Genomic DNA, 23,454 nt, shown 5'->3' on the forward strand with positions numbered 1-23,454 from the left:
GTAGTAGAAGATTTCCAATTGTAAAGGACTGGTGACGCGGGGTATTTCGCGGATATAATTCAAACGCGGATTGTTTAAATGAGAAATAATGCGGGGAAGAGAGGGAGAAGAGGAAAAGCTCCCGAGGTCGTGCAGGTTATTTCACTTGATTTATTAGACAATTCCTAATATAATTATCATTAAGGACGCGGCAAAAAACCGAAAAAAAAGGAGGAAGGTCCATTATGCGTGATAGTAAATTGATATACGCTTTGTTATTCGTTGTAGGCCTCATTTCATTTTCCCAGTCCGCGCTTGTACACCAACGAGACACATTGCATATCCTTAACGCCTACGGCCGGGGAGTGTACTTCTCCAACACCATGGGTGGGCAACTCATGGTTGACAGTGTCGCTTCCAATATGGGCGCTATGCCCTGTTCCCTCTCGTACAAGGAAATATTTTTTGCGGTTCTTGGTGGCATGTATGCATGCCCATGTTGCCCGACCTGGTCGATCGGTTCAGCCCGGCCGTTTTTTCGCTCGGCCTCGAAACAGATCAATTGGTCGTCGCCGCTTAGTCTTACCGATTCTTTGCAATTCAGGATATGCGACACTTCCAGCCCCAACAGCCGCTATTGCACTTTGCCTGAAGCGATACCGAATTCTGACGCTGACAATATTTTTATTTTCGGCACTACCTCGATATTTGTCTTTACCACCTACGTGCTCGTTCGAGTAGATACTCTTTATCTAGACCCCGCGAAACCGACTCAAACCTTCGGCGGGCAGCTCGGATATCCTGTGGAGACATGCAAGAACATGCTTGTCGTCGACATCTATGTGCAACCTAATGGTTCCACTGATTTCAGCGGCGCACAGATAACCTCAACACTGTTTCCTTCCAATCGGGAAAGGGGAACAAAATATCTCATGGCTAAAACCTATTCTTCCTTTCAACTCTTTGACTTGCAGGGACGCGCCGTTTCGTTCATCTGTGACGGAACGCACGGGCATGTTCCTTGTGGTTGCTATTTGGAGAAAAGAGGCACATATATGACAAAACGGGCGTTTATCTACTGAAAACGTCTTCACGTGAATTTCGATTTCGCATGACGGAATGAGGTAACAAGGCGGAAAAATGCGTGACGATATTTTGACGATATGAGTGAAAAAGGTTTTGCTTGTTATTCAAATAACGCATTTGACAATGTTTAGCAAACCGTTGCCTTCAGCCACTCGGCTACCCCTCCAACAATCTTGTTAACTTATTGGAGTTAATTCAGTTGCAAATTTTTATTAAGCTTATTTGTCAGGCTTTTTAAATGCTTTTTCTATAGATATCGTCGGTAAATACAGACGATATTTTTCATTCGTAAAAAATATATAAAGGGGATGGCTATGGGAAGAAAAAGTGTTCCACTTTTTGGGTAGTTTATTAGAGTAGTTTCTCAATAGGTGAAAACTCCCCCTTAAAAATTATTAAAAATCTGAAAATATTGTCCAAGGCAACTTACGCAACTGCCGTGCGCTCTTAATTTATAAGGATATAATACCTTGTTCTTGAGTCAATAATAGTGGTATAATGATATTCTATTCTAATCCTACATCTTGGCTCCAGAGAAAAACGTTCTTAAGTCATGACATCGGTTCATCCCACCATTGGAGAAAAATATGAAGTACGCTTCGCTCGCATCCCTGGCCGTCTGCCTGTTCCTGTTTGTCACATGTACCAACAACGTTGCAGGCAACAGCATTAAAAAAGGAAACCCCACAGCCTCCGCAATGCTTCGTAATCCCGGCGGGTCGCCGGCCGTGAATGCCAAGGTCCGGTTCTTTCCTATCAACTACAATCCACGTACCGGTGGCCTGGCAAAAAAGCTGGCAGCTATGGACTCCGCCACCACTGACTCCACCGGCAATTATTCTGTAAATCTCGACACCGGAACCTACAACGTGCTCGCCTCGGGCGACAGCGGCATGATGTACCAGGACTCGCTGACTGTTACTAAGGACTCTGCCATTCATCCGCCCGCGGATACGCTCAAGACTCCGGGAGGGCTGCGGGGAAGAGTGCGTTTGCAGCCCGGAGATGATGCGAGGACCGTGTTTATTCTATTCATGGGAACAAACACCTGGGGTACGCCGGATGACACCTCTGGAAAGTTCATCGTTGCGAACATGGCGCAAGGAACGTACAGGGTGAGGGTGTTGACGACGCTGGATGCCTATGTACCGAAAGATACGGTGTTGAGCGTTGCTGCGGGAATAGTTGATTCCCTGCCGCATGATATCGTTCTGCAATACACGGGGATTCCGGGACCCGCGGGTTTAAAAGTTTCGTATGACACGCTGAGGCAGATGGTGATCCTGGCCTGGACCGGCGCAGATACGTCGTTGATTTCGGGATACAACGTGTACCGGGCAATCAAGGGACAGAATTTCAGCCTCATTACGCAATCGCCGCTGCCGGGCACGGTGACGACGTATAGCGATTCAACCGTTTCGGTCGGGAACACCTACGCATACACGGTCGTTTCGTGGAGGGCCGGACAAGAAAGCCCGAAAGTGGCTGTTCCGGGAGACACGGCAAAAGTGGTTTCTTCATCCCTTGTGACAACCACATTCACCTGGAATTTGAATAACACCATCGGTGATACGGCCAGCATCAACGATACCATAAAAGTTTGCCTTACTTATTCGAATCCAACTAGAGAAATAGAAAAAATAGTCTGGTATGCTGACAGCCTGAATTCGCCTGCTGTCAGGCAAAAATCGGATTCTTCGCTGGCAGGAAAGGACACATTGGCCTATTCGTGGAAACAGGCTGGAAACAAGAGGATATTCGTAAAAGTGACTGACGGGGCGGGTACTGTTTGGACCGACGGCGTGGACATAAGCATCATTCAAGATGTCCCGACAGCCGGCATTTCGGGCAAAGACACGGCGGCCATTAATACTCCCGTTACCTTTACAGCCCAGACATCCCAGAAATTCGGCCGTATCATAAGGTACCGTTGGGACAATGGCATAGCACCAGGCTATGATGATTCAACCGGCTCTACGTATACTTTCAAATACCAGGCAGAAGGAACATTTACCGTTAAAGTGGAGGTAATGGATGATGACAGCAATACAACCGCGGCGACAAAAACAATTACAATCACAAACGACAAACCGTTGATCACCGGGCTAAAGGACACGATCATCAGCATAAACGACAGCGTCGCATTTACCATAAATGCCACCGACAGCAACGGGATACTCCAGAAATATTACTGGAATTTCGGGGATGGGAGCGGCAAACAGTATGACACGACAAAGGTGAATACGATTGGGCATAAGTTCCCCTCCAATGCAAAGGCGTGCTCGGTAAGCGTGGCCGTGGCGGACAGCTTTGGAAAACAGGGGATGGCAAGGGCGGTTGTGGCGGTAGTGCAGGATGTGCCGGCAATCACCTTTCTTTCGGCGGACACTGTGGTTGATAATGGCGGCACCGTACGGTGCTCGGTTTATGTTCAGCAACAGTTCGGGACAATGACAGTTGGAATAGATACTGCAAACAGCGGCAATTATAAAAGCCTCGGAAGCCTCGGTTTGTCCGGAAGTGAAGCATATTCTTTCACAACCGGCAACGCCTGCTCATGGGACAGCGTCAAGTTCCGGGTTACTGATGATGACGGAAATGTGGTGGTAAAGGGACTAAGGGTCCGTGTCAGGCCTAGGCCGTTAGCAATTACTTCAATTGACAGCACGGTAAATACCATAACCGTCCACTACAGCCAAACACAGGAGACGGATTTTGCGGAATACGGGATATTCAGAAACGCGACAAATTCCGTTGATACCGCCAGCGAACTATGGGCCACTGTTACCACCGCAGGCACGGTGAGCTGCTCAACGCCTTCGCCGGGATATGTCTGGCAGCCGCGGTATTATAGGGTTTATCAGAAGGACAGCGAAGGCGTCTGGAGTGCAGGGAGCAACGTTGTATATGGCAATATTATCAACAGTCCGCCGCCGGCGCCGGTGATAAAATTCCCCGTCCATGACGGCGACAGTATAGCGGCTTCCTCCCCGATGCGATGGACGAAATGCGCGGACCCCAACGGCCAGGGCGTGAAATACATGTTCCTTATCAACCACAACAATTCCGGATATGTTCAATTCGCCACCGATGTGTCGGACACGTTCGCTTTCCTAGAGGGATACGACGGGCTGGGGTATAAGTTCAAAGTGATTGCCTATGACGACGGCGGGGACAGCAGCGCCTGGTCAGGCGAGAGGTCTTTTTTCCTTAAAAATGTAATCCCTCCTAATGATGGCATTAATGCCATTGCCATTGATGCGGAGGGCAATGAATGGTTTGGAACAAGTCCAGCCGGGGTATCGAAATTCAACGGCTCCACCTGGTCGGCGTACACAACGGCGAACGGCCTGGCATCTAATAATATTTGGGGCATTGCCGTTGATAAGCAGGACAACAAATGGTTTGCAACAGGAGATCCCATTGCAGGCGGCGTGACAAAATATGATGGTTCCACTTGGACAACGTACAGAACGGCAAATGGCCTGGCGCGGGATTATGTCCAGGCCGTGGCCGTTGATAGACAGGGTAATAAATGGTTTGGAACACCAGGCGGCGGAGTATCAATGTTCGACGGCACCGCCTGGACAACCTATACGACCGCGAACGGCCTGGCTTCCAATTCTGTTTTGGCCGTAGCTATTGACAGCCTGGGCAATAAATGGTTTGGTACCGACGGCTCCGGCGTTTCAATGTATGACGGCACCGCCTGGACAACGTACTCAACCGATGATGGTCTGGCAAACAATCACGTCAACAACATGGCCGTGGATGGGCAGGGCAACAAATGGTTTGGGTTTGGGACATACGGCTTCGGAGTGCAAAAATTTGACGGCACCGCCTGGGCGACCTACACAACGGCAAACGGCCTTGTAAGCAACGATGTTTTTGCCATAGCCGTTGAAGGGCAGGGAATAGTATGGTTTGCAACAAGCGGTGGCGTGTCAAGATTCGACGGCACCACATGGTCGACCTATACAACGACAAATGGTTTGGCAAGCAATAGTGTTTCGGCAATCGCCATTGACAAGCAGGGGAACAAATGGTTTGGAACGAACATTATCGGGGCGGGTTGCGTATCCAAGTTCGACGGCACCACGTGGACAACGTATAAATAGGGCAACGAGATTTCTTTCTGCAATTCAATTACAAAAGAAATAAGTATGGTGCATTGTGTGTCGGTTTCAGCGTGCGATGCGTCAGGAATCCATGATTTATTTGTCTATTTGACGATTTAATTGAATGGCACAGCCCGCGCATTCCCCGCGACTTGGCGCGGGGTTAGCGGGCGACTACAAATATTCTGATTCCATAGCCAAGGAAGAATCCCCGCCACTTGGGGCGGGGATTCTTCAATCCCGTAACCTCGGAGCGAAGCGCAGAAGAGGCGAAGCCAGCGGGGTTGCTCTCACATGTCAATCTTAACAGTACTCTGACAGCAAATCGCGGAAAAGGTGTTAGGGAAGGGGTAGGAACACCATCAGAAATTACTGACGATATCCGGCTATCACCCTTGAAATTTGGAGAATTTCATAATTAGTGGACGTTTAGTGAACCGTTGCCTTCAAGGTTGACTCTCTGGAATATGCAAAGTTAGCGACCGCCGAGTTGCAGAAGCCAATCATATAGATTATTAAGAAAAAAAACCTATAACTGCGGCGTTTTGTCGTGTTTAAATAATGATGTTCACCAGAGTGAACAGAAAAAAAACGGATTAACAATTATTCATGGAAATAATACCGCGAAGGGCTATATTACCATAGTGAATATCGGGTGTCTATTGTAGCGCTTAAGCTGCGCTGGCGATGTGCCATTCAGTTTTGTTTACAGCCGCCGACACCCATTAAAAAACCTGATTTCCGAAATAAACTTTAAAAGGAGGAGAAATAATGATTAAAAAATTGTTGGCGTTGGCCGCATGTGGCTTTCTGGTTTCGGCTTTCGTTAGTTACGCTGAAACCTATACGCCGGAACCAAGCCACAGAATAAAGATCAACTTGGGCGACACCCCTTGGAAGTTCATCAAATCGGACCCCGTCAATGCCCAGAGCGCGACGGTAAGCGATGCCGCATGGAAAGACGTGGGAGTCCCGTATACCCCGAATGACGACGACACATATGTAAACGGCGAAAGCGGTGGCGGGCCGATGTTCGGGGGCAACTGCTGGTACAGAAAGCATTTTACCCTTGACAATGCATATGCGGGCAGGAAGATATTCATTGAAGTTGAAGGAGCCCATATGGGCTGCCAGTTGTATATCAACGGCACCCTTATAAAGGGCAACAGCGCGGTTACCGCGGATGCGAACGCGACCCACGTTATAGGTTTCATCGGTTTTGTTGTGGACATTACGAGTAACGTTACGTTCGGCGGTGCGGACAATCTGCTTGCAATACGAACCGGTTTTTCACAGGGTTTTTACGCAGATCCCGGTTTTTCGGAAGTCTTCAGATTCGGGCAGGCCGACGTCGGTGTTTTCCGGCCGGTTTGGCTGCATATCACCGATCCGGTCCATGTGCCGTTGAATGTGTATTCGGTGCTTAACAAGTGGGGAACCTGCGTGGCGACCACCGCCGCGTCGGACGCTTCCGCCACGGTACGGATCCAGACCAACGTTCAGAACGAAGGCGCGACTGACCAGAGTGTGACCCTTACGACCAAGATCGTGGATATGACGAACACCGTGGTATCAAGCATCGACAACTCCCAGACCGTGGCGGCGGGCCAAACATACATGTTCGATCAGACCGCCACGATAGCCAATCCTCACCTGTGGTATCCGAACAACAGCGCCTACGGCACGCCGTATATGCACAAGGTGTACCATATTGTAAAAATAGGCGGGACCACCGTGGACGTTTTTGAAAGTCCTTTGGGCATACGCACCATCACCTGGGACGCAAATTTCCCATATATCAATGGGCATAAACATTGTTTATACGGCGCTTCTGCGCGCTACGACTATCCCGCCCTAGGCACGGCAATGCCTCCGGAACAGGAGTACCGGGACGCACAGATTCTTGCAAAAATCGGCGGCAGCCTGTGGAGACCCGGACATTCGTCGTGCAGTCCCGGGTTCGTTCAGGCGTGCGACGACGAGGGAATCATGCTTATGCAGCCCAGCGGCGAAGGCGAGGGGGCATTTTCCACCGGAGCAAATCCGCCGGCCGACCGCGTCACGCTCAAGGAGGAAATCCAACGGGACGTGTGCGTTCGAGACAGGAACCACCCCTCGATCCTCGCATGGGAAGTAAGCAACGGAGATATCGATCCAAACCTTGCCAACGCATTTAGGACCGTCTGTCAAACATGGGATCCCGTTACACCGCGCGTGATATCCGTTCGCGGTGGACCGCAATTCCAGGCAGGTGACCTTATTGCATGTACGGTGACCGGTTGCGAAATAGGACTCCATCAGCAGCACCCGCTGTGCCCGAGCTGGGGCGCCGAAGCCTGGGGCCATCAGGCCGCAAGGTTTGCCTTTGATTATGAGCTCCTGTTTGCGGAAGAGTTCGTGCAAAACTGGAGAAAGAACATACAAGCCAACTGTTTCGGACTGTGCCAGTGGTATCTGGCGGAGACGCCCGGCGAGGCCGGGGATTTTGAGGGAGGCCCCACGGGGCCGGGAGTCCGCTCGTTCGGGTCTTCAATGATGGATTTTAACCGCATTCCCAAGTTGCTTTACAAAATATACAACACCTGCTGGGTGCCCTACGCCACCAAGCCTGTGGTTTTCCTGGCGTATCACTGGAACCGTTCCGGCACCGTGCGGGTCAATGCGTTCAGCAACTGCCCGCAGGTGAAACTTCTCCTTAATGGCACCGACCTGGGCAACAAAACGCCGAATCCCTGGACCGGGACAGGGAATGAGACAACTAATCAAACCACCACGCAGATGCCGTTTCAATGCTGGTGGGACAACGTCGCATGGGCTGCGGGAACGCTTATCGCGCAGGGGCTTGACGCAAACGGAAACGTGGTGTGTACCGACAAGCAAGTCACCGCTGGAGCGGCCGACCACATCACGCTCACCGTGGATCCGGCCGTTGTAAAACCCGATGGTGAAGTTTTCAAAATCAGGGCCAACGGATCCGATGCGGCGTTCATCGTGGCAACGGTGGTTGACGCGCAGGGCAATTGGGTTCCCACGGCAAACATGAATATCAATTTCCACACCTCCGGTCCCTGTGAGTATCGCGGCGGCACCGATCAGCTGGTCACCACCGGACAGGGTTATGGTTATCACGCGCCGCTTGACTCCCAGCTTCAGGCCGAAGCCGGCATGTGTAAGATAGCCGTGAGATCACGGTGGACTGCGGGCCAGGTAACGGTATCGGCGACTTCCCCCGGGCTGGGAACGGGCACGACCACATTCATGGTGAGCGATGTAAACGATCCGGTTGAATACAGGAAGCCGGCCTCAGCGTATTCGTCTGCCGTCCTCGCTTTCAAAATGGAGATTCTTGGAAAGAACCTCCGGTATTACATCAGCAGACCAGGAAGAGTTGCATTTGACGTCATTACCGCGACCGGAAGGGTAATGAAACATGTTCCGGCGATGCAAAATTCGGCAGGCTGGCACGATTTTACCTTGTTCGGGTCGGCCGCCTTCCTGGGCAAGGGCGTATATTTCGTTCGTTGTGAAGTAGACGGGATGAGCCAAGGGGAGAAGCGGATTGTTGTAATGCGCTGATCCGACGACAAGCGCTAATCCGCACCGAACTCTATTCTGTTGCTGGATAATCTGGCTGAAGGCCGCGGGGATTGATTTGCGTTTCCATGGTTTCCCCCTCGCGGCCACTTTTAATTGCAGGCTCGATAATCCGTATGACATTCTGCGCCGGTTCAAGTCGCACGCATGGGGTGGGCCATTGACAATTGCGTCGCTTACATTCTCGTAAAATTCCTTGTAATGCCACTCGGTGCTCCACGAAGATGATTTACGGAAAGATCGATGATTTTTTATGATGTTTTTTTTTGACATAATTACCCCAACGTGCTATATTATTTGACGAGGGAGGGGCAAAAGGAGAAATCGTATGATCCTTTCCCGCTCTATTTTTTCCGCCGTTTTATTTGCCGGCCTTCTGTATCCAATCGAATCCGCAATCTCGATAAGCGGCACGGTGCGCGACAAGACCACCCAGCTGCCCGTCCAGGGCGCAATCGTGAGCCTTGCCGATACCGGCCTCACCTGTCTTACCGACCAGAACGGCAAATACGCATTCGGCGATGCCTTGGCGGTTTTGCCGGCTGTTTCGGCAGGGCTTTCCGCAGTGCGGCCGTACTTTACCGGTAACCGGCTCGTGCTCGAGGTCGGGAATGAGCCCGCGCAGGTGCAGGTGGACCTCTATACCCTTTCCGGCAGGCATGTTACCCGCATCCTTGACCGGCAATTGACAAAAGGCATTCACCGGCTTGATCCGTTCGGGACGCAGGAAGCGGCGCAGCCGTATCTCGTGAAAGTAAAAATCGGCTCAGGGGTCACCATCCTTAAGGCCTCAATCGTTGCAGGCCGAGCGATTGTTGCTGATTTAAAGCCTCGCTCGGGCGGCGCCGCGGCAACGGCAGGGCTTTCCAAAACCGGTACGTTTCCCGATACACTCCTTGCCTGGGCGGTGGGCTACGAAGTGAGCCGGGTGACTGCCGGGACTTCCCCGGGAACGTATGATATCGACCTGCAGAGCAGTGTGCCGGCCGGCCAGGTCCAGGTTATCCACTCCTCGATGGCGGGTGACAATCTGGTGACCGACCCGGCAATGACTTTCGGCGCCGACGACGGCTCGGCGCTGCCGACGATCACCATCACGCCGGCATCCACCTATCAGAGCATCACCGGATTCGGCGGCGCTTTCACCGAGACCGCAACCTACAACCTGTCCAATATCTCGGCCGCCAGGCGCGCCGAGGTGCTCAACGCATTTTTCAACCCGTTCACGGGCGCCGGTTACACCGTATGCCGGACGCCGATCAACAGCTGCGATTTCAGCGTGGCCAATTACGCGTACGATGTCACGCCGGGTGATTACAACTTGAACAATTTCGATTTCAGCCACGATCTGAAGTGGACCGTGCCGGTGATCAGGCAGGCCCTCCGCATCCCGGGCGCCGGCATCAAGATCTTCGGATCGCCCTGGTCGCCGCCCGCATGGATGAAGACCAATAACTCCATGTTCAACGGCGGCGAGCTTTTGTCAACCTGTTTTTCCGCGTGGGCGCTCTACTATGTCAAGTATATCCAGAGTATGCGGGACAACGGCGTGCCGATGTGGGGGCTCACCGTCCAGAACGAGCCGCAGGCGGTCCAGACGTGGGAAAGCTGCATTTATTCCACGGACCAGGAGCGTGATTTTGTCAAGAATTACCTTGGCCCCACGCTCGCGCAAAACAATGCAAATGTAAACTTGATGATCTGGGACCATAACAAAGACATCATCGTCGAGCGGGTGACCGGCGTGATGAGCGACCCCAATGCCGCGAAATACGTTTGGGGCGTGGCCTATCATAAATACGCGGGGGATTATTTCGACAGCATGGACGTGGTGCACACCAATTTCCCCAACGCCTGGATGCTGGGGACCGAAAACAGCATACGGGACACCGGCACCGATGCTGAGCGCATGGCGCATGAGGTGATAGGAAACCTGAACCACTGGTCGGTTGGATACCTCGTCTGGAACCTGTGCACCAACTACGACGGCGGCCCCTATCAGCACCGCACCGGAGGCTCACCGGGTCCAATCGTGGTCGACTCCGCCACCGACGGCGTCAAATACCTGCGCCAGCAATACTACATGACCCAGTTCAGCCGCTACCTGCGGCCGGGGGCGGTGCGCATCGGGTGCGCGCTCACCGGCGGATCGAGCCTGGAGCCGTGCGCTTTCAAGAACACCGATGGGTTTATAGCCGTCACCGTTCTGAACAGGACGGCAAACCCGGTAGCGTTCAAAATCAAACAGGGGACGCAGATCATCAAGCCGACCATACCGGCATGGGCCCTAATGTCGTTTATTTACTGATTTAATTGGTCGCTAAATCCGTCCGCATCATCGTTTCATCGAGGTATCATGTCTTGGCATGGCGGCGATCTCTTCAACCCATTTCTGGTGGTCGCGCCAGTAAACATTCACCGAGGGTTTTAGGCCGGCCGCATCTTCCAACGTTCCGGCCCTGATGGTGACCATGCCCGGCCTCAAGGGATTCTCGGAATAGACGCCCGACCCGCATTTGGGGCAAAAATATCGGCGCGATGTGGTGCTGGAGTCGCCGACATGCTCGTAGGTTGACATTTTGCCGCCCGAAACGGTGAAATCAGCCTTGTTAAGCCCTGCCACCACTGCAAAGGCGGAACCCGTTGCTTTTTGGCAGGCGGCGCAATGACAGGCTGCAACAAACACCGGCGACGAGGTGCAGGAATATCTTATAGAGCCGCACAGACATGATCCTTTCAGAACGTCCATTGTTTTCCCTCCTGTGAGAATTGAAAATTATTTTCGGAGAAGATAAATATAAATCTGTTTTTGTAAACTTGCAGAAACCTTTTTTTTATTCAATTGTCTAATTGTTTGCTGCCGAATCAATGTATTTTTTTCTATTGTGAACCTATTCAAGAACAGGCTCGGCTCCGGTGGGCAAAATTATTCAATAAAAGGCGTGGAAAATGGGCTTTAAAAAACCTGTTTGTTCTGTTGTACTTTCATGGGCGCTGTTTGCCGCAACCTGCGCGATCTTTTGCGGGTGCGTTGAAACGGTTTACATCCGAACGCCGCCGCCGCCGATTCCTTATTATGAACAGCCGTATTGTCCTGGCCCGGGGTATCTTTGGGTTCCGGGATATTGGGCATATGGCCCGGACGGTTATTACTGGGTTCCCGGCATGTGGGAAATTTCCCCCAGGGTCGGTTGGTTATGGACACCGGGCTACTGGGGGTGGTCTGACGGCGTATATATCTGGCATTCCGGGTATTGGGGAAGACATATCGGATATTACGGCGGAATAAATTATGGCTATGGTTATTCGGGGGTGGGATACGTTGGCGGATACTGGAGAGACAATGAATTCTACTATAACAGCGCGGTAACAAGGGTAAACGTGACCGTGGTAAGCAACACGTATTCTACTTCCGTTGTGGAGAACAGGGCTCCTGTCGCCGTTGTGAGTTATAACGGCGGAAAGGGCGGCGTCGTCTCATCGCCGACAAACGAGGAATTCGCTGCCGCACGGGAACAGCACATTGCCGCGACCCCCCTGCAGAGGCAGCATGTCCGGGCCGCCGGCAGGACACCGGAGCTTTTGGCTTCAAAAAACCAGGGACAGCCTCGCCCAGACCTGCTTGCCAAAAGGCTGGCCCCGGTCCCTGCAAAAGCCAAGATTGCAAAACCAAAGCCACCCCGCAAGAACAAGCAGAAGCATCCCGACAACAGGACTGATTCAAAGCCGCCTCGCGATGAGGCGAGGTGATGGCAGAAAAGATCATTCGGGCTGATGAATGGCGGATAAGCGCTTTGCTCGTGCCCGCGGCCAAACAGTGTTGCAAAGTGATCGCGCATCGCTGAGAGTCAATCCCGCGTTGAATTCCTTTTTGTCAAAAATCAGGAGGCTTTTTAAAAAGAGGGCGTTGAGGTATGCAGATCCAAAAAAACCTTACGGGCCGTTGCCTGCTGGTTCTTCTCTCGCTTTTTTCCTTTTCAAACGCCTCGGCACGCTACGTTTCCTCTTCCGCAAGCGGCGCCCAGGACGGCTCATACGCGCACCCGTTTTCGACCATACAGGCCGCGGCCGATAGCACGGTTCCCGGCGACACCGTTTACATCATGAACGGCACCTATACCAACAGCTGGCCCACCGGCGAAGTGGTCAACATTACGCGTTCGGGCTCGGCTGCGGCGTGGATCGTGTATGCGGCGTATCCGGGCCATAAGCCGAAACTGCAATTCAACGGCTGGGGCGGGATTTACATCACCGGTGCGAGCTACATCGAAATAAACGGGCTCGAAATAGCCGGGAACAACGCCAGCATGGATTCCGCCACCGCCTACGCGGTGCGTGCCGATGGCAACAATTGTTTGACATCAGGCAACGGCATCATGTCGTATCAGACCGGTTCGTCTCCGTATCCGCACCACATTGCCATCCGTAAATGCGTCGTCCACGACTGCGGCGGCGGCGGGATCTCCACGCAGACCACCGATTACATCACCATCGAGGAAAACACCGTATACAACAACGCATGGTATTCTCCGTACGATTGCAGCGGCATATCGCTCGGCTGGAATTACAGCTTTGACGATGACACGACGGACTACAAGGTATTCGTCCGCCGCAACCGCTGCTATGCGAACAAGAACTGCATGCCCGCGATTCAGGGCGGGAGCGTTCCCACCGACGGGGAAGGCATCATCATTGACATACAGGACGGGACCGCGGGCAATGTGCCCGCGTACAACGGCCGGATGCTGCTTGAGAACAATGTCGTGTTCAACAACGGCGGAGACGGCATAACGCTTTTCAAGACGAATCACGTGGACGTTATCAACAACACGGCCTACATGAACGATCAGACCGCCGCGATAAACCGCGGCCAGATCTTCCCGAACCAGGGCAGGAACACCAGGATCATCAACAACATCATGGTCGCGCCCCCGGGAAGAAACGTAATGCAGGACTGCTGCCCGAACGCCAATCTGACGGTTGATTACAATATTTTCTGGAGCGCGTCCGGAACCCCCTCGTCTTCACTGATAGGAAAAACCGGATCGCATGACAAGAAAGCTGATCCGCGGTTTGCAAACCCTTCTCTTGATCCGGTGACCGCGAATTTTCACCTGCAGGCCGGAAGCCCTGCCATAGATTCAGGCACTTCCGCAAATGCGCCTTCCGTCGACTTTGACGGAAATGCGCGGCCCGCGGGAGCGGGAATTGACATAGGCGCCTATGAGTACGGATCAGGTTCCGGGGTGGTAAGGCCTGCTCACGTTCCGGCATCGTCGGCGTCACCGCTCATGTCCGTGAAGTTGAACCGGCGCACCGAAACGATGAACATAAAACTGGCGGCGAGGGGAGACGTTGAAATAGTAAAGCTAAACGGATCACGTGTGGCGACGTTGAAAAATATAGGAGACGCTGAATGGAATCCGGGGAATGTAAGCGGCGCTTTATATTTTGTCAATGTTACGATAAACGGCAAATGCATGGTCGCGAAATTGGTGTCCGTGAAATAAGGCTCAGGCGGATATCGTAGCCGACGGCAATTGATTTGATCGATATTCATTTATGATAAAGTAACTGCCCGTGAGGCGGTCCGTCAATGGAATGCGGCTTGTCCGTTTATAATTCTCATCTGCAAAGCACAAAGCATCTTTAGAAAATTCTTGAATTAATCCTTCTTTAACGGTACTATTTATAATGAGATACGTGCTTATTTATTCAAGTTTTTTATATGATCGTTTAAAAAACAGGGGGGCATTTCCTTGTTTCTTTTCGTTTATGACTGGCTGATTGATTTTTATATTTTAGCCATGAATAACGCCGGAATGAACGCACAATGGAATCGCTGAAACTTTCATACCACCGCTACCTCAGGTATTTCCTGGCAAAGGACGATACCACAGCCACGCCCTACGACAAATTTTTGGCATTGTCCTATGCGGTGCGGAGCGAGTTGGTGGACCGGTGGATCGAGACCCAGCGCCGTTACCACGGCAGTGAACTCCGGCGCATTTACTTTTTTTCCATGGAATACATCTTCGGCCGGAGCCTCAGGCAGAACGTGCTGAGTCTTGACATAGAGGAAGACGTCGCCGCCATGGCAAAGGAGTTCGGATTCAGCACCGATGAGCTGTACGAGGAGGAGGATTCGTTCGACCTCGGAAACGGCGGCAAGGCGCGGCTCGCGGCCTGCCTGCAGGACGCCATGGCTGCCGCGGGACTTCCGGCAATGGCGTACGGCCTGCGGTACGATTACGGCCAGTTCCGCCAGTGCATCGAAAACGGCGCGCAGGTGGAACGGCCCTACGACTGGCTCCACAAAGGGCACCCGTGGGAGATAGTGCGGCCTCAGTATTCCTGCGTTGTCAACTACTACGGCCGCGCCGAAAACGCCCGTCGTCCCGATAATCCCCTGGCCGGGGAATGGAAGGACGCGGAGCGGGTGGTGGCCGTGCCGTTCGATTTTCCCGTTGCCGGCTTCAAGAACTGCACGGTCAACACGCTGCGGCTGTGGTCGGCCGAGGCGGCCGAGGAATTTCTTCCTGATTACGCCAACCATCAGGACTACCTGCGCGCCTGCGAGGACAAATCGCGCACCGGCACCATCACCAAGGTGCTGTTTCCCGATGAGGACGTGCTGCGTGCCACCGAGCTCCGTCTCAAGCAGCAGTTCTTCCTGGTGAGCGCGTCTCTGCACGACATCCTGCGGCGGTTCAAACAGACCAACGAGAGCCTTGCCCAGCTCGGCGAAAAGGTCGCAATCCAACTGAATGGGAGTAACTGCGCGCTTGCCGTGCCGGAACTGATGCGATGCCTCGTGGATCTCGAAAATATCCCGTTCCGGCGGGCCTGGGACATTACGACCAAGGTGTTCGCCTATACCAGCAACGCGGTGTCGCGTGACCACCTTGAGGCATGGCCGGTGTACCTCATGAACCAGGTGTTCCCGCGGCACATGCAGATCATTTACGAGATAAACCAGCTGCACCTTGACAAGGTTCGGGAAAAGATCCCCTTTAATAACGATTTGATCCGCGACCTGTCGCTCATCGCGGAAGGCGAGGTGAAACGGGTGAAGCTGGGGCACCTTGCCGCCCTGACGTCGTATGTTGTCAACGGCGTGTCGGTCGCGCAGACGGGAATTCTCAAAACGGCCGTGTTTCCGGAATTCATGGCCATTGCGCCGGACAAGTTCCTCGCGAAAACCAACGGTGTTTCGCACCGCCGCTGGCTCCTGTGTTCCAACCGGCCCCTCGGCGATCTTATTTCAAAAACCATCGGCGACGGATGGATAAAGAATCCGGAAGAGCTCTCGAACCTCGAACCGCATGCCGGCGATGCGCCGTTGCTGGAAGCGGCGGCGACCATCAGGCTCAAGGCGAAAAAGATCCTTGCCGCGTACATTCTGGCGGAAACGGGCGTCGAAGTCGATCCCGAGGCGATGTTCGATGTCCAATGCAAGAAAATCCATCTTTACAAACGCCAAGTGCTGCACGTGCTCAACATCCTGTCGCGGTACCTCAGGATCAAGGGCGGGGAGGCCCTGCCGGTGCGCAGGGTCCACGTTTTTTCCGGCAAGGCGGCGCCGGCCGACCAGCTCGCGAAGCAGGTGATACGCCTCATCACCATCGCGGCCGATGTCATCAACGGCGACGCGCAGATCGGCAACGCGATCAAGGTCGTGTTCCTGCCCGATTACGGCGTTTCACTCGCCGAAAGAATAGTCCCTGCCGCGGACCTGTCCGAGCAGATCGCCACGCCGGGGCAGGAGGCGAGCGGCACCGGCAATACGAAGTTCGCGATCAACGGCGGGCTGCTCATGGCCAGCAAGAGCGGCTCCAATATCGAGATCATCGAACGAACGGGCGCCGAGAATGTCTTCGTGTTCGGCAGGAGCGCCCAGGAACTCCCTTCTGTCAACCGTTACCAGCCGTACGACATTCTGTCCGCCAGCCCCGTCCTTTCCGGCGTTTTCAGGCTGCTGCAGTCACTGTTGGAGCACCTGCCCCAGAACACGCTCTCCATCCGGCCCCTGCTGTCCACCCTCATGGACTCCGACCGGTATTTCGTGCTTCTGGACTTCGACGATTATGTCAGGAGGCAGAACGATGCCGACACCCTCTACACCAATAAAAAAGAATGGACCAAGAGAGGGCTTGTCAATATCGCGCGCTGTGGTTATTTTTCAATCGACAGGACAACCAAGGAATATGCGCGCGATATCTGGAGAGTAAATCCGTAATGGTCAAAAAAGAAGAAAAGCTCACCGGCATCACCATCGTTCCGGGAAAAGGGTTGGGCATCGCCTATTTTGTTGGACGGGGCGTTGAGCAGCCGTCAAAGGTTTCCATCTCCCGCCAGGAAATCGGCGACCAGATCATGCGGTTCAACGAGGTCCGCGAAAAGGCAAAAAAAGATTACACCAAGCTCGCATCAAGGGCTGATTCGTCAGTCCCGCCATCAATTCTGCCCATTTACGGCCAGATCATTGACGATCCCTCTTTCATAGGCCAGGTGGTCGAAACCATTTCCACCAAGCTGTATGATCTCGAGACTTCGATACAGGTGGTGCTGAACGACCTTGTCAAACGGTTCAACGCGGCGGATACCCCGTATCTGAAGGAACGGAGCGGGGACATTGTCGAGGTGTGCGAAAAGCTCATTTCATACCTCTACGAGGACGATGGCAGGACAAAGGGGTTCATGGAGCCCGTGGTGCTCGTGGTGTTGCGGACCTTCACCCCGTCGGACATCCTGTCATATGACAAGAGCAAGATCCGGGCGGTGATAAGCGCCAGCGGCGGTAAAACCTCGCACGCGGCGATCATCGCGCGCGCCTATTCGATCCCGGTCGTTTCGGGCATCAGGGACCTGCAGAATTGCGTCTATCCCGGTGACCAGCTCTATGTTGACGCGGACAAGGGCGTCGTTTACGTCCGGCCGAGCCCGACCGTGGTGAGCAGGGCGCCCAAGCAGCGGGAGCACCAGGAGGAGCTTGACAAACTGCAAGCAAAGTGGCAGCGGCCGGTGTACACGAGGGACGGCATACACATCGAGGTGCTGGCCAACGTCTCCCTTCCCGAAGACGCGGACGAGGCGGCCCGCTACGGCGCCGACGGCATCGGGCTGGTACGCACCGAATACCTGCTCTCGAACCGGAAAAGCTTTCCGGACGAGCAGTCGCAGCTTGAATATTATGAAAAAATTTTCTCGAAGGCGGGAAGCAAACACTGCGTCGTGCGGGTGATGGACATCGGCGGGGACAAGGTGCCGGAATTTTTCGACATGCCGCCGGAGTTCAATCCGTTCATGGGGTGGCGTGCCATCCGTATCCTGCTCGAACGCAGGGAGCTTTTCGAATCGCAATTGGCCGCGATCATGAAGGCGGGAAAGAAGCGGAATTATTCCATCATGATCCCCATGGTCACCACGCTGCAGGAATGGCTTGAAGCAAAAAGCATCATCGTCCAGATGGCGGAAAAACTCAACGTGAAGATGCCGCAATGCGGAGTTCTGTTCGAGGTCCCATTGGCAATACTCGAGATGAATATGTTCATGAAAGAGATTGATTTTGCATCGATTGGCACCAACGACCTCATCCAGTATCTGAGCGCCGCCGACCGTAACAATTCCAAAGTGAACTATCTGTATAATCCCATCGAGCCTGCGTTTCTGCGCATCATTAAAAACGCCATCAACGTGTCAAAAGACAACGGCAAACCGCTTTCGATTTGCGGCGAGATGGCGGGAAACGCGTTTCACACGACCCTGCTGGTCGGACTCGGATTAAAAAGATTCAGCGTGATTCCAAGGACGATTCCCATTTTGAAAGAACTTATTTCCCGCATCAGTTTTGCCGAGGCGGCGGAAAGCGTGTCCCACGTCGATTCGTTTGATTCAACGGAAGATGTCGCGAAGTGGCTCAAGAATCTGAACAAGCGGCTGCTGGGCGATGTGATGGAGCGACTGCCCGTGACCGCGGAAGTGTAACCAAGAATTATTATTTCCCCGGCTTCAACAATATCCCGCTGAAATATTTGACATGGATGCCGAGTGCCTTTCGCGCATAAAACGGCGTATGGCCTCCGGGCCGTTCAAAATATTCGTGGGCGATGTTGAGCGCGAGCATCTTTTGATGCGTCTTGCGATTGCACGGCAGCGCAAAATCGGATGTCCCGCAGTCAAGGATGAGCGTTTTGTTTTTGCCCGCCAATTTTTCGCAGAGCGAAAAGAAGGAATTGCTCGTCCATGAAGAGGCGTTAGCGGCATAACCGCCCAAAACTTCAGCCAAATCCCACTCGCCTGGAAATTCCGAGAGGTCCATGATTCCGCTGATGCTTCCCGCGCCGCAATAGAGATCAGGGTGTTTTGCAAGCAGTGTTGTCGCGCCGTGGCCGCCCATGCTCGAGCCGATAATGACCCGTCCTTTTTCAAGTGACCAAGTGCGATAAGCGCTGTCAATAAACGCAATGACCTCTTTTGATATGTAAGTGTCGAATTTCGACCCTGTTTTTACCCGGCTGTCAATATACCAGGAATTGTAATTGCCGTCTGGACAGACAAAAATCAAATGAAAACTATCCGCATATTCCTCAAGCGGGGAGATTTTTGACCACGATGAATAATCGTTGCTGTATCCATGAAGAAGGTAGATCACCGAAAACTTATTGACGCCGGCCCTGTATTCTCCGGGAGTTACGATGACTGCCTTGAAGCTTTTATTCATGCTTGCGCTGGGAATGGAAACGACGGCTTTGTCCGCAGAAAAAGAGAGAAGAAAGCAGAAAAAAATTATTGGGACGACGAAGCGGAACAAAATGCCTCCTGAGAAAACTGCGGCCAGCGGCTAGAATTCAACGGCCAGCAAAAAAAGCATCAAATGTCATCTGTTGACCGTCAACGGTCAACTTCTTTCCATTCCGATCAGCTTCAAAAACTCATTTCTCGTCGCGTTCTGGCTCCTGAAGCTGCCGAGCATGGCCGAGGTGATCATCTTTGAATTCTGCTTGGTGACCCCCCGCATCATCATGCAAAGGTGCTGTGCTTCTATCACCACGCCCACGCCTTCGGCTTTGATGGGCTTCATGAGGCACGACGCGATCTGCTGGGTGAGCCGCTCCTGCACTTGCAGCCTTCGAGCATAACAGTCGACCAACCGCGCGAGCTTGCTCACGCCGTACACCTTGTTCCTTGCGATGTAGCCGATGTGACATTTTCCGAAAAAGGGGAGCATGTGGTGTTCGCACATACTGTACACTTCAATGTCGCGCACGATGATCATGTGGTCGCATGATTCCGTGAATATCGCTTTTTTGAGGATGTCGCAGGGGTTTTCCCGGTATCCCTGCATCAGGTATTCCAGAGATAATCTTACACGACGGGGCGTGTTGCGGAGCCCTTCGCGCCTCGGATCTTCTCCGATGGCGACGATGATTTTTTTAATGGCATCTTCCATTGATTTCCCTCGAAAAGTATGGCGGTGAATATCAAATATTGTTATTTCATAATATATATTTTGAAGACACCCTCGATTAATCCTCAATTCGGCCGAACGGGCCCGGAGAAAGAATGGCCTCTGGTGATTCATATAAATCGTACCGGAAAGCGCTCTTGCTTCTGGCCATCCTTATTATTGTCCTAATCATCGGCAACAACCTTCTCAAAATCTCGCAAATGTCGTCGCGGCCGATGCGGGCGCTTTTCGGCCAGGAAGTGCCGGACGGCGTGCCGTTTGGCGAGGCGGAAAAAGATTCGGTGAAGAAAAAAATAGCCGGGTTCTGGCAGAGCGTTGCGGCCGTTGATTCGGCCGTGCCGTTTTTGCGGGTGACCGACAAATTCGAGGTCAAGCCGAACGGCATCTACTGGCGCGTGAAATACACCGTGCTCCTGCTGCCGTCGGGCGACAGCGCTTCGTACCTCGTGGCTTCCACCGGGTTCATGAGCCCGTATTGCCATTCCGCAACATCCCCGGACAGCATATCGTGCCAAGTGCATTATATTGGACAGGCGGTCGCGTTCGGCGGCGACAGTTGTTACACCCAATATTCCCGGCCTGATCTTTCGCATTCAATCGTTCCGCAACTGCAGGGCGGAATGCCCAAGCCGGGCGAGGGGGTGGTGGTGGACACGATCTGGTACCTGGCGGCGAACGGCAGGCGTTTCGAGATTGACAATAAAAAATATTCACCGTATGATACGGCCGGGCCCGCGCTCTTCTCCTTTTTTCCCAAGGGCAGCACCGAAATGGTGAATAAAATTTCGCTGAGAGAATGCCGCGGTGACCTGTCACCCGAAACGATAATAAAGCGCGCGCTTGCGTCGGATCTCGCGAAAGTATCGGCGGCGGAACGCTCGCCGCAGGATATTCTTGCGATCATTGACAAATACTACAAGGTGTTGTTTGCGCAGAACCTGGCGCGGCAGGTGACCTTTTTCAGCAAAGGCACCGTTGACCTATCCCTTGCCGTGACGCCGGAGGGCAAGGTGATTGAACCCAACATCACCAAGTCTAAGCCCTTGAACATGAAGCTCAACGCCGCGCTTAAAAAGGAGTTGCTCACCTGGGTGTTTCCGGTATGCAAAAGCCAGAATAAGCCGGTAAAGGTGACGTTTTCATTTGCCTATTGACGGGGTTCAATGGTAACGGGCGTCATTGGACTTATTTTAATGCGCTCTCCGTCGCGCGTAAAAGGCAATTATGGATAAACTCGAACATCTTAAACGGATCATCGGCAAATATAAATCGGCCGTGGTCGCATTTTCGGGCGGCGCCGACAGCACGTTTCTCGCATGGGCGTGCAAAACAGTGCTCGGCGACAAGGTAATGCTCGTTACCGCACATTCAAAGACCTATCCCGAATCCGAACTCGAGGGTACAAAAAAAACGGCAAAACTGCTGGGTTTGAATCACCGCGTCATCGTATCGGAGGAAATAGACATTCCGGGATTTTCGGACAATCCGCCGAACCGGTGCTATTATTGCAAAAGCGAGCTGTTTTCCAAAATTAAAGCGATCGCGGCAAAGGAGGGCTATGACGCCGTGTTCGATGGCAGCAACAGCGATGATTTGAAGGACTACCGGCCCGGCAGAAAAGCACTCAGTGAGCTCGGCATCATTTCGCCCATGGTCGAGGCCGGCCTCACCAAGGATGTAATCCGTTCATATTCGAAAAGCGCAGGCCTCCCCACCGCCGCCAAGCCATCGTTTGCCTGTTTCGCCTCGCGATTTCCCTACGGCGAAAAAATAACGGAACAGAAACTTTCCAGAGTCGGGGAGTCCGAGTGTATTTTGCGGGAAATGGGGTTCACGCAATTCAGGGTCCGCAGCCATGGCGACCTTGCCCGCATCGAATTCATCCAAAACGAAATGGACCGTGGCTGGTCCATGCGTGCGCAGATTGAGGAAAAACTGAAGCAGAACGGTTTTACCTATGTGGCGATTGACACAAAAGGATACAGGACAGGCGCGATGAACGAGGCGCTGAAACAGTCTGAGCGGAAGTAAAGCGGCCTTTAAGGAACCCGTATGGCAGGCCAACAGAAATTCACCATGGAATTGGACGAAAAGCTCCAAATAATCCGGAATCATGTTTTTGGCGAGCTTGACGAAAACCTTGCGCGGATGCTTACCGATGCGGTAGCTAAAATAGAGCCCAGGCTTAAAAATCCGGACAAGGTGAGGATCCTTGTTTTCTTGAATATAGGCGGCAAGGGGACGTCCAGTGGCCGTAAGATACTCGTGGAAAACATAAAACGTCCGCGCTTTTACAGAATGGCAATTGTCGGCAGCAACCCTTATATGAGGGCATTGGGTGCCTTTATTCTTGTTGCCATGGGAATAAACAAGCTGAAGCTTTTTTCAAACGAGAGGGATGCAATACAATGGCTGAATGAGTGACGGGGGGGCTTCTTGTCCGGTACTAACAATTACAGGGTGCTTCTCGATGAAAAAGAGCAAGTCATCCGGCAATATATCGAGGGCGCGGTTGACGAAGCCGAGGCCATGGATATACAGACCAAAACCGGGGAGGCGATCCCGTTGCTCAAAAATCCCGATCAGGTCAAGTTGCTTATTTTCACTACGACCCTGGGAAAAACAACGCCGAAGGCCAGAAGAATTTTTTATGAAAACGTAAAAAGACCGGCATTGCAAAAGGTCGCAGTCATCGGGACCAGCGCACTTGTAAAAGCGTTCATTACGTTTGTACTCATCATCAGCAACTCGAAAAAGGTGAGATTGTTTACCGCCGAACAGGAAGCATTGCAGTGGCTCCATGAGTGAGATGCCGAAGGAAAAAGATGCACCGGGGAAAGCCCGTTACACCGTGCAGTTCGACGAAAAGCTCCAGATCATTCGGCAGGAAATCGAAGGTGAACTGACCGAGGAAGACGCCCGTGCCCTATCGGCGGCGAGTTCGGCGCTTGTCGACGCCTCGAAAGATCCGGGCAAGGTGCGGATTCTCATCAAACATGCAAATTTCATCAGGACGCCGTCGAAGGCGCGGAAAATATTCATGAACGATCTGAAGCGAAGCAATCTTTACAGAATTGCCGTCGTGGGACAGAGTCCCGGTATAAAGGCGATACTTTTTTTTCTTTCCTTGGCCACCGGCCTTAACAAGATGAAAATGTTCAGCAATGAACGGGAAGCGGTACGCTGGCTGTTTGAATAGCACGGCAC

At 52.8% G+C, this 23,454-nt stretch carries 16 protein-coding genes; 13 read left to right on the top strand and 3 right to left on the bottom strand.

The features are described from left to right. The first annotated feature begins 224 nt into the window (after positions 1 to 224). The 4 genes from VLX68_06640 to VLX68_06655 all read left to right on the top strand — a co-directional run bounded on the left by VLX68_06640 (position 225) and on the right by VLX68_06655 (position 11,085). The gene (locus tag VLX68_06640; GenBank protein ID HUI91909.1) at positions 225 to 1,061 is read left to right on the top strand and encodes a hypothetical protein; all 837 of its coding nucleotides are present in this window, start codon (positions 225 to 227) and stop codon (positions 1,059 to 1,061) included. A gap of 591 nt (positions 1,062 to 1,652) precedes the next feature. After that, the gene (locus tag VLX68_06645; protein ID HUI91910.1) at positions 1,653 to 5,183 is read left to right on the top strand and encodes a PKD domain-containing protein; all 3,531 of its coding nucleotides are present in this window, start codon (positions 1,653 to 1,655) and stop codon (positions 5,181 to 5,183) included. 879 nt (positions 5,184 to 6,062) lie between these two features. Next, positions 6,063 to 8,759, top strand: a complete 2,697-nt coding sequence (locus VLX68_06650; protein ID HUI91911.1) for a DUF4982 domain-containing protein — start codon at positions 6,063 to 6,065, stop codon at positions 8,757 to 8,759. Between the two features lie 346 nt (positions 8,760 to 9,105). After that, positions 9,106 to 11,085: a glycoside hydrolase family 30 beta sandwich domain-containing protein gene (locus tag VLX68_06655; protein HUI91912.1), complete on the top strand. Its 1,980-nt coding sequence runs from the start codon at positions 9,106 to 9,108 to the stop codon at positions 11,083 to 11,085. Between the two features lie 27 nt (positions 11,086 to 11,112). Here VLX68_06655 and VLX68_06660 read toward each other — a convergent pair whose 3' ends face one another. Continuing rightward, on the bottom strand, positions 11,113 to 11,526 hold the full coding sequence (locus VLX68_06660; protein ID HUI91913.1) for a GFA family protein: 414 nt from the start codon (positions 11,524 to 11,526) through the stop codon (positions 11,113 to 11,115). 200 nt (positions 11,527 to 11,726) lie between these two features. On the opposite strand from VLX68_06660, the gene VLX68_06665 reads away from it, so the two are divergent. The 4 genes from VLX68_06665 to ptsP all read left to right on the top strand — a co-directional run bounded on the left by VLX68_06665 (position 11,727) and on the right by ptsP (position 18,764). Then, a complete protein-coding gene (locus VLX68_06665; protein HUI91914.1) occupies positions 11,727 to 12,527 on the top strand; it encodes a YXWGXW repeat-containing protein in 801 nt (266 codons plus the stop codon). A 164-nt stretch (positions 12,528 to 12,691) separates the two neighbouring features. After that, the gene (locus VLX68_06670) at positions 12,692 to 14,287 is read left to right on the top strand and encodes a right-handed parallel beta-helix repeat-containing protein (GenBank protein HUI91915.1); all 1,596 of its coding nucleotides are present in this window, start codon (positions 12,692 to 12,694) and stop codon (positions 14,285 to 14,287) included. Between the two features lie 323 nt (positions 14,288 to 14,610). Continuing rightward, the gene (glgP, locus tag VLX68_06675) at positions 14,611 to 17,016 is read left to right on the top strand and encodes a glycogen/starch/alpha-glucan family phosphorylase (protein HUI91916.1); all 2,406 of its coding nucleotides are present in this window, start codon (positions 14,611 to 14,613) and stop codon (positions 17,014 to 17,016) included. Further along, positions 17,016 to 18,764, top strand: coding sequence for a phosphoenolpyruvate--protein phosphotransferase (ptsP, locus tag VLX68_06680; protein HUI91917.1), 1,749 nt, complete (start codon positions 17,016 to 17,018; stop codon positions 18,762 to 18,764). The genes glgP and ptsP overlap by 1 nt, the downstream gene beginning before the upstream one ends. 10 nt (positions 18,765 to 18,774) lie before the next feature. Here ptsP and VLX68_06685 read toward each other — a convergent pair whose 3' ends face one another. Next, complete coding sequence (locus VLX68_06685; protein ID HUI91918.1) at positions 18,775 to 19,500, bottom strand: alpha/beta hydrolase family protein; 726 nt, start codon at positions 19,498 to 19,500, stop codon at positions 18,775 to 18,777. Positions 19,501 to 19,677: 177 nt separating this feature from the next. Continuing rightward, entirely contained in the window at positions 19,678 to 20,361 is a 684-nt protein-coding gene (gene folE / locus VLX68_06690) for a GTP cyclohydrolase I FolE (GenBank protein HUI91919.1), read from the bottom strand. Here folE and VLX68_06695 point away from each other — a divergent pair. From VLX68_06695 to VLX68_06715, 5 genes are all read left to right on the top strand, one after another. Further along, on the top strand, positions 20,343 to 21,401 hold the full coding sequence (locus VLX68_06695) for a hypothetical protein (protein ID HUI91920.1): 1,059 nt from the start codon (positions 20,343 to 20,345) through the stop codon (positions 21,399 to 21,401). The two genes, folE and VLX68_06695, sit on opposite strands and share 19 nt — an antisense overlap. Positions 21,402 to 21,471: 70 nt before the next feature. Next, positions 21,472 to 22,278 carry an ATP-dependent sacrificial sulfur transferase LarE gene (gene larE / locus VLX68_06700; protein HUI91921.1) on the top strand — a complete coding sequence of 269 codons (807 nt, stop codon included), beginning with the start codon at positions 21,472 to 21,474 and terminating at the stop codon, positions 22,276 to 22,278. Between the two features lie 21 nt (positions 22,279 to 22,299). Further along, positions 22,300 to 22,671 carry an STAS/SEC14 domain-containing protein gene (locus VLX68_06705; GenBank protein HUI91922.1) on the top strand — a complete coding sequence of 124 codons (372 nt, stop codon included), beginning with the start codon at positions 22,300 to 22,302 and terminating at the stop codon, positions 22,669 to 22,671. Between the two features lie 12 nt (positions 22,672 to 22,683). Continuing rightward, entirely contained in the window at positions 22,684 to 23,055 is a 372-nt protein-coding gene (locus tag VLX68_06710) for an STAS/SEC14 domain-containing protein (protein HUI91923.1), read from the top strand. 1 nt (position 23,056) lies between these two features. Next, complete coding sequence (locus VLX68_06715; GenBank protein ID HUI91924.1) at positions 23,057 to 23,446, top strand: STAS/SEC14 domain-containing protein; 390 nt, start codon at positions 23,057 to 23,059, stop codon at positions 23,444 to 23,446. The last annotated feature ends 8 nt before the right edge of the window (positions 23,447 to 23,454 follow it).

Source organism: Chitinivibrionales bacterium (genome assembly GCA_035516255.1).
Lineage (GTDB): Bacteria > Fibrobacterota > Chitinivibrionia > Chitinivibrionales > FEN-1185 > FEN-1185.

Bases quoted from the DNA above. Each gene is read 5' to 3' on its own strand.
- glgP (HUI91916.1), top strand. From the start codon at position 14,611: ATGGAATCGCTGAAACTTTCATACCACCGCTACCTCAGGTATTTCCTG.
- ptsP (HUI91917.1), top strand. From the start codon at position 17,016: ATGGTCAAAAAAGAAGAAAAGCTCACCGGCATCACCATCGTTCCGGGA.
- VLX68_06670 (HUI91915.1), top strand. From the start codon at position 12,692: ATGCAGATCCAAAAAAACCTTACGGGCCGTTGCCTGCTGGTTCTTCTC.
- VLX68_06645 (HUI91910.1), top strand. From the start codon at position 1,653: ATGAAGTACGCTTCGCTCGCATCCCTGGCCGTCTGCCTGTTCCTGTTT.
- VLX68_06695 (HUI91920.1), top strand. From the start codon at position 20,343: ATGGCCTCTGGTGATTCATATAAATCGTACCGGAAAGCGCTCTTGCTT.
- VLX68_06665 (HUI91914.1), top strand. From the start codon at position 11,727: ATGGGCTTTAAAAAACCTGTTTGTTCTGTTGTACTTTCATGGGCGCTG.
- VLX68_06640 (HUI91909.1), top strand. From the start codon at position 225: ATGCGTGATAGTAAATTGATATACGCTTTGTTATTCGTTGTAGGCCTC.
- VLX68_06655 (HUI91912.1), top strand. From the start codon at position 9,106: ATGATCCTTTCCCGCTCTATTTTTTCCGCCGTTTTATTTGCCGGCCTT.
- VLX68_06685 (HUI91918.1), bottom strand. From the start codon at position 19,500: ATGAATAAAAGCTTCAAGGCAGTCATCGTAACTCCCGGAGAATACAGG.
- VLX68_06660 (HUI91913.1), bottom strand. From the start codon at position 11,526: ATGGACGTTCTGAAAGGATCATGTCTGTGCGGCTCTATAAGATATTCC.
- VLX68_06705 (HUI91922.1), top strand. From the start codon at position 22,300: ATGGCAGGCCAACAGAAATTCACCATGGAATTGGACGAAAAGCTCCAA.
- folE (HUI91919.1), bottom strand. From the start codon at position 20,361: ATGAATCACCAGAGGCCATTCTTTCTCCGGGCCCGTTCGGCCGAATTG.
- VLX68_06715 (HUI91924.1), top strand. From the start codon at position 23,057: ATGCCGAAGGAAAAAGATGCACCGGGGAAAGCCCGTTACACCGTGCAG.
- larE (HUI91921.1), top strand. From the start codon at position 21,472: ATGGATAAACTCGAACATCTTAAACGGATCATCGGCAAATATAAATCG.